Origin of the sequence: Streptomyces sp. NPDC058964, assembly GCF_042741275.1 — a bacterium.
GTDB lineage: Bacteria > Actinomycetota > Actinomycetes > Streptomycetales > Streptomycetaceae > Streptomyces.
Map to the genome: position 1 here is coordinate 7,323 of NZ_JBHYKH010000097.1, position 6,293 is coordinate 13,615.

Consider the following 6,293-nt stretch of genomic DNA (forward strand, 5'->3'; position numbering starts at 1 on the left):
CGCCCTCCCCCCCCCCCAACCCCCTGGCCTCGTCCCCCCCCCCCCGCCCCCAACCCAAAACGCGGCCCCGGCCACCGACGGGGGGGCGGGGCCAGCGCTGTGTTCCCGGGCAGCAAGACGATCACTCGCGGTCCGGGCGCCGGATCACCGTACGGGCGCGGGGTCACCGTCCGCCCGCGACGTCACCGTGCCACCGCTTGACCGCGCACAGCAGCCCGTCACCGACCGGCAGCAGCGACGGCACCAGCTCCTGGCTCTCGCGCACCGTCCGCAGCAGCTCCCGCAGCCGCAGCACCTCCGTGGGCTGCGGACCCGAGTCCACCGTCCGGCCGTTGCCGAAGACGCCCTCGAAGACCACCACGCCACCCGGCCGCAGCAGGCGCAACGATTCAGCGAGGTAGTCGAGGTACTCCAGACGGTCGCCGTCGCAGAAGACGAGGTCGTAGCCGGCGTCCGCGAGCCGGGGCAGTACGTCCAGGGCGCGGCCGGGGATGAAACGGGCGCGGTTGCTGGCGAAGCCGCAGGCACGGAAGGCCTGACGGGCGAACTGCTGGTGCTCCGGCTCGGGGTCGACGGTGGTCAGCACCCCGTCCGGCCGCATGCCGTGCAGCAGATGGATCCCGGAAACCCCGCAGCCGGTGCCGATCTCCGCGACCGCCTTGGCGTCCACGGTGGCGGCGAGCAACCGCAGGGCCGCGCCCGTGCCGGGCGACACCGAGCGCAGCCCTGCCTCCCGGGCCCGGTCACGGGCCCAGCGCAGCGCGTCGTCCTCGGCGACAAAGGCGTCGGCGAACGCCCAGCTCGTCTGCCGGTTGCCGGTAATGACCCTCTCCTGTCCCCGTGGTTGCCTGGGCGTGACTGTATCCGTTGGCCCCGGGAACCCGCAGATGGGACCAGGCGTTTAAAGGGTGGAGCGAGTGGTGGGGGACCCGACGGGGGTAAGAGGTGGATCAGAGGGCCGAGCAAGTGCTGACGCAGCCACATGAGCCGTATCAGCCCAGATCAAATTCTCGTAAAACCGCTTATCCGGAGCTAACGGGCGAGGTGGCTATGGTAGGGGCTCCACTGGACACCACCAGAGCCGACAGGGGAGGTGCGGCTGCGCCTGTGGACCGGGGAGGAGTGCTGCGGCGCTTTCTCGGGTCGGCGGGCAGGCCGAAATCCGTGAACGACACCGCTGCTGACCCAAGCCACGCCGCCGACGTCGCCCAGACCGCGACGTTCTCCACCGACGCGGACGCACAGGCATGGGCTCCGCCCACCTGGGAGGAGATCGTCAGCACGCACAGCGGCAGGGTCTACCGCCTGGCCTACCGCCTCACGGGCAACCAGCACGACGCCGAGGACCTCACACAGGAGGTCTTCGTCCGTGTGTTCCGCTCCCTGTCGACCTACACGCCCGGCACCTTCGAGGGCTGGCTGCACCGCATCACCACGAACCTCTTCCTGGACATGGTGCGGCGCAAGCAGCGCATCCGCTTCGACGCGCTCGGGGAGGACGCGGCCGAGCGTCTGCCCAGCCGTGAACCCACGCCCCAGCAGGTCTTCAACGACGCGCACTTCGACGCGGACGTCCAGCAGGCCCTCGACACCCTCGCACCCGAGTTCCGTGCCGCGGTCGTCCTGTGCGACATCGAGGGACTGTCCTACGAGGAGATCGCCGCGACCCTCGGCGTGAAGCTCGGCACGGTCCGCTCCCGGATCCACCGCGGCCGTTCCCAGCTGCGCAAGGCTCTCGCGCACCGCTCCCCGGAGGCGCGGGCCGCCGAGCGCCGCTCGTTCATGGCCCGCGTTCCCGCTCTGGGAGGAGGGGGCGCGACCGCGTGAGTGGATCACGGTCGAAACCTGCCGAGGCACACCTCGCAGAGCAGCATCTGGGAGACCGGCTCTCCGCCCTCGTGGACGGGGAACTCGGTCATGAGTCGCGCGACCGCGTCCTGGCCCACCTGGCCACCTGTGCCAAGTGCAAGGCGGAGGCGGACGCCCAGCGACGACTGCCGTACCTCTGCGCTGAGGATGCCCCGCCTCCGCCCTCAGACAGCTTCCTCGCCCGCCTCCAGGGACTCCCCGGCGGCGACCCCGGCGACAGCCGCGCCCCGCTGGACGGGGGAGGTTTCTCCGGACGCGCCTCCGACACCGGCGTCTTCGGTGCGGGCCGGCCCGACCGGTTCGAGTTCGGCTTTGTCCCCGCAGCCCCCCACGCGGCCTCCGCCGCCGACCGGGGCTTCCGCATCCACCCCGTGGGCCGCCCGGACGCCGACCGGCCCGCCTCGCGCGGGCTGCGGTTCGCGGTCGTCGCCGCCGGCGCCGTGTCGCTGGCCGCGGTCGCGCTGGGCGGAGTGACCACGGGCCTCCCCGGCGACCCGGCATCGGACGCCCGGGGCGGCTCCGGCACCGGCAGCAACGTGACGCCGGCCCGTACCCAGGGCGGCGGAGGGGCGTCGACGCCCGACACCCAGCGCCGCCGCTCGGTCGGCCCGCTGCTCGTACAGGGCACCACGCTCGGCCAGACTCCCGTGGCACCGACCACGGTGTCCGCGCCGCTGATGCCCGGGGTGCCGTCCGCCGACGCCGGACGGAGCGAGGACGGCACGCACGGCCTGACCACGCCCGTCGTAGCAGGTGCGGCCGCCATGTCCCCGTTGATACGTCCGCTGGGCGCCACCCCGCCGATGGCGCTGACCTCCTGGTCCACGGCCCCCGAGGTCGCCGGCCCCGGCCTGCTCGCCGCGCCCGTCCCCGACACGACATCGGCTCCCAAGCCCTCCTCCTCGTCCCGCACCGCCCCCTGACCGGACTCTGCGCGCCGTCCCCCGAACCTGGTTGAATCCTGTGAGGGCCGTGCCCGCGGTGGAGTTCCGGGCGCGGATTCGACGTTCCGCGGTCAGGTGTGGGGAGAGCATGGACGAGGGGAAACCGACGAAGCCCGCCAAAGCGAAGTGGTGGAGTCGGCCTCGGCCCCATGCCGACGGCGACTTCGAGCTCGCGGCGCCCGCGCCCGGACCCGCCGACGGCCGGGCGGCCGGGCCTGCCGCGGGCGGCGCGGGCCCCGTTGCGGAGGGCGCAGGGCCGGTCGTACAGGGCGGGGACCCCGCAGTGCGGGGCGAGTCGGGCCCGGCCACCGACCGCCGCCCCAAGCCCCTCCACGATCCCGACCCCTACAGCACGCCGCCGTACGGCGAACCGGGCCCCTGGGCACCGGCCCCGCCGGTCCAGCACCCCGCGACCACACCCGCGCACGGCACGGCGGCGCCGGTGCCCGCACAGGCACCACCGCACGCTTCGCCGACCCCGGTGCAGGTCCCGTCGCCCCTCTCCCCGGCGTCTGGCGTGCCCCACGGGGCGCCGACCCCGTCCCCGGCGCCGCTCACGCCGCTCGCGGCCCCCGGGGCGTCCGCCGGCGCCCCGCAGCCCGACCCCTGGCAGCGCTACGACCCCTGGTCCGGCACGGCCCCCGGACACGCCGCACTCCAGGCCCACGGCCCCCTCCAGCAGAACGGCGCGGCGGTCCCCACCGTGCAGCAGCGCCGAAGGCGTGCCAGACGGACGCTCGTGGGCGCGGCTCTGGCCCTCGCCCTGGTCTCCGGGGGCATCGGCGGGGCCGTGGGGGCGTACCTGGAACGCAACGGCGGCCTGGGGGACGTACAGCTGCCCCAGGCGGGCAAGGTACCGGCCGGACGGGCGCCGGACAGCGTCGCGGGGATCGCCGCCCGTGCGCTGCCCAGCGTGGTCACGCTGCATGTGACCGGGAGCAGTGAGCAGGGCACCGGAACCGGCTTCGTCCTCGACACGCGCGGCCACATCCTCACCAACAACCACGTCGTCGAGCCCGCCGGGTCGAGCGGGGACATATCCGTGACGTTCAGCAGCGGCGACACGGCCAAGGCCAGGGTCGTCGGCCGGGACAGCGGCTACGACCTCGCCGTCGTGCAGGTCACCGGAGTACGCGGGCTCAAGCCCCTGCCCCTCGGCAACTCCGACAACGTCCAGGTCGGCGACCCAGTGGTGGCGATCGGTGCCCCCTTCGACCTCGCCAACACCGTCACCTCCGGCATCATCAGCGCCAAGGAGCGGCCCATCACGGCCGGCGGCGAGAAGAGCGACGGGAGCGACGTGTCGTACGTCGACGCGCTGCAGACCGACGCGCCCATCAACCCCGGCAACTCCGGCGGACCCCTCCTCGACTCGCGGGCCCAGGTCGTCGGCATCAACTCCGCCATCCGGTCGGCCGACAGCGGCTCCGGCCCGGAGGACGGCCAGGCCGGCTCCATCGGGCTCGGCTTCGCCATCCCGGTGAACCAGGCCAAGCGCGTCGCCGAGGAACTGATCAACGAGGGCCGGGCGACCCACCCGGTGATCGGGGTCACCCTCGACATGAACTACACCGGCGACGGCGCCCGTATCGGCGCCAAGGGGGCCAGGGGCGCGCCCGCGGTGACCACGAACGGTCCCGGGGGCCGGGCCGGCCTCCGATCGGGCGATGTCATCACCGAGGTCGACGGGCAGCGGGTCCACTCCGGCGAGGAGCTGATCGTCAAGACCCGCGCCCACCGTCCCGGCGACCGGCTGAGGCTGACACTGGAGCGTGACGGCAGGGAGAAGTCGGTCTCGCTGGTGCTCGGATCGTCGGACGACAACTGACAGAAACGTCACAGGCGGGAGGCCGAAACCCGGCCCCACAAGGCAAACAACCGCAAAAACCGGTGCCCTGTACGCACTCGGACACCTCGGGACGGTACCGGTCGGACAGGTACGCCGGGTACCGTGGACCCGGCCCGGACCACGGAAGACCAGCAACACAGACCGCCGAGGGCCGAGGACCGAGGACATCGCAAGGAGCTTCAGGTGTTCAATGACATAGGACCGCTCGAGCTGATCACGATCATCGTGCTCGCCGTGCTCGTCTTCGGTCCGGACAAGCTCCCGAAGGTCATCCAGGACGTCATGCGCACGATCCGGAAGATCCGAGAGTTCTCGGAGAGCGCCAAGCAGGACATCCGCGCCGAGATGGGCCCGGAGTTCAAGGACTTCGATTTCGAGGACCTCAACCCCAGGACCTTCATCCGCAAGCAGCTGGACAGTGACGAGCTGGGGCTGAAGGAGATCCGCAACGGCTTCGACCTGAAGAAGGAGATGGCCGAGGTCACGGACGCGGTCCACGGCCGTGACAGCGACTCCGCCGCCGCCTCCTCCTCGGCTTCGTCCGCGGGTTCGTCCGGCGGCCGCATCGACATGAGCAAGAAGCCCGAGGACGCGGGCAGGGACGAGCGCCCGCCCTTCGACGCGGACGCCACCTGACCGTCGTACGCCAGTACTGCCCACGTCCCGGTGCGCCCCGCGCGCCGGGACGTGACGCGTTTCATACCGCGTGTGCGCCGTGTGAGTCACGAACCGGCCGCGCGTGCGACGCACGCACCCGATGGTTTCGCTGCCGCCCGGAGTGGTGTGGATATGCTGCCGAGTTGTTGTGCGGACCGGACGAGTACGCCCGAAGGGGGGCGGGCCGCGCCGGTCCGACGAGAGCGAGGAGGCGTCCGGGCACATGGAGACGACAAGTCGGGCAGTCGCGCAGGCGCCGGACGCGGAGGGCGGACAACAGTTCCCCTCCGCCCGGCGCACGGTCGACGGCTACCTGCTGGCGCCCTTCCCGTGGTACGGCCTCGACGAGGCCTTCACGGGGCGGCGCTGGCTGATGCAGGTGGGTACGGCGGCCGACGGCGCCGTCGAGCACGGTTCGATCGGGCACGGCGACGAGCCCTCCGTCAAGAACGAGTACGCCGTCGGTTCCGCGTCCGAGCCCAGGGAGAAGTTCGCGGTCGTGGTCACGGTCGCGGCCAACCCCTCACGGCGCAGCGCGGACGGCACGGGCCTCCTGGAGGCCACCTCGGTCTCCTCGGCGGCCTGGCTGGCCGGTGTGGGCCTGCTGACCTTCACCTGGCCCGGCCAGATGGACCACAGCCTGCGTGACGACTGGCTGGACCAGCAGACCGAGACGGCGTGGGTCCTCGCGGACGACCTCGCCGGCCCGGACTGGTCGACCCTCTCCCTGCCGGTCGACGGCGTGCCGACGCCCTTCCACTACCGCGAGTCCGAGTTCGGCTGGGTCCTGGCCGGGTCGACCCGGGAAGGGGTGCACGTGGGGGCGTACGGGAGAGGCATGAGCGCGTACGGACTGGGCTTCGCGATGATCAAGGACATCTCGACGTACGCCTGAGGCACGACGGAGGGGCGCCCGGCCCGGGGGATCGCGCCCCCTAAAGTGGGCCTTTCGGAGGGCGAGAAAATATTTATTG

6 protein-coding genes are annotated in these 6,293 nt (G+C 72.5%); 5 read left to right on the forward strand and 1 reads right to left on the reverse strand.

Annotated elements, in window-relative coordinates:
• Positions 1-163: 163 nt before the first annotated feature.
• Entirely contained in the window at positions 164-889 is a 726-nt protein-coding gene (locus ACFW2E_RS15020) for an O-methyltransferase (protein ID WP_384466423.1), read from the reverse strand.
• A gap of 233 nt (positions 890-1,122) precedes the next feature.
• On the opposite strand from ACFW2E_RS15020, the gene sigE reads away from it, so the two are divergent.
• The 5 genes from sigE (at position 1,123) to ACFW2E_RS15045 (ending at position 6,214) form a co-directional block, all read left to right on the forward strand.
• Positions 1,123-1,827, forward strand: coding sequence for an RNA polymerase sigma factor SigE (gene sigE, locus ACFW2E_RS15025; protein ID WP_384466425.1), 705 nt, complete (start codon positions 1,123-1,125; stop codon positions 1,825-1,827).
• Positions 1,824-2,792: an anti-sigma factor family protein gene (locus ACFW2E_RS15030; protein WP_384466397.1), complete on the forward strand. Its 969-nt coding sequence runs from the start codon at positions 1,824-1,826 to the stop codon at positions 2,790-2,792. Before sigE ends, ACFW2E_RS15030 begins: the two co-directional genes overlap by 4 nt.
• Before the next feature lie 109 nt (positions 2,793-2,901).
• On the forward strand, positions 2,902-4,641 hold the full coding sequence (locus ACFW2E_RS15035; protein ID WP_384466399.1) for a trypsin-like peptidase domain-containing protein: 1,740 nt from the start codon (positions 2,902-2,904) through the stop codon (positions 4,639-4,641).
• A gap of 204 nt (positions 4,642-4,845) precedes the next feature.
• Complete coding sequence (locus tag ACFW2E_RS15040) at positions 4,846-5,298, forward strand: sec-independent translocase (protein WP_384466401.1); 453 nt, start codon at positions 4,846-4,848, stop codon at positions 5,296-5,298.
• Between the two features lie 244 nt (positions 5,299-5,542).
• Complete coding sequence (locus tag ACFW2E_RS15045; RefSeq protein ID WP_384466403.1) at positions 5,543-6,214, forward strand: hypothetical protein; 672 nt, start codon at positions 5,543-5,545, stop codon at positions 6,212-6,214.
• Positions 6,215-6,293: the final 79 nt, after the last annotated feature.

Excerpts from the sequence above, each read along its gene's own strand:
- ACFW2E_RS15045 (WP_384466403.1), top strand. The coding sequence starts at position 5,543 with ATGGAGACGACAAGTCGGGCAGTCGCGCAGGCGCCGGACGCGGAGGGC.
- ACFW2E_RS15035 (WP_384466399.1), top strand. The coding sequence starts at position 2,902 with ATGGACGAGGGGAAACCGACGAAGCCCGCCAAAGCGAAGTGGTGGAGT.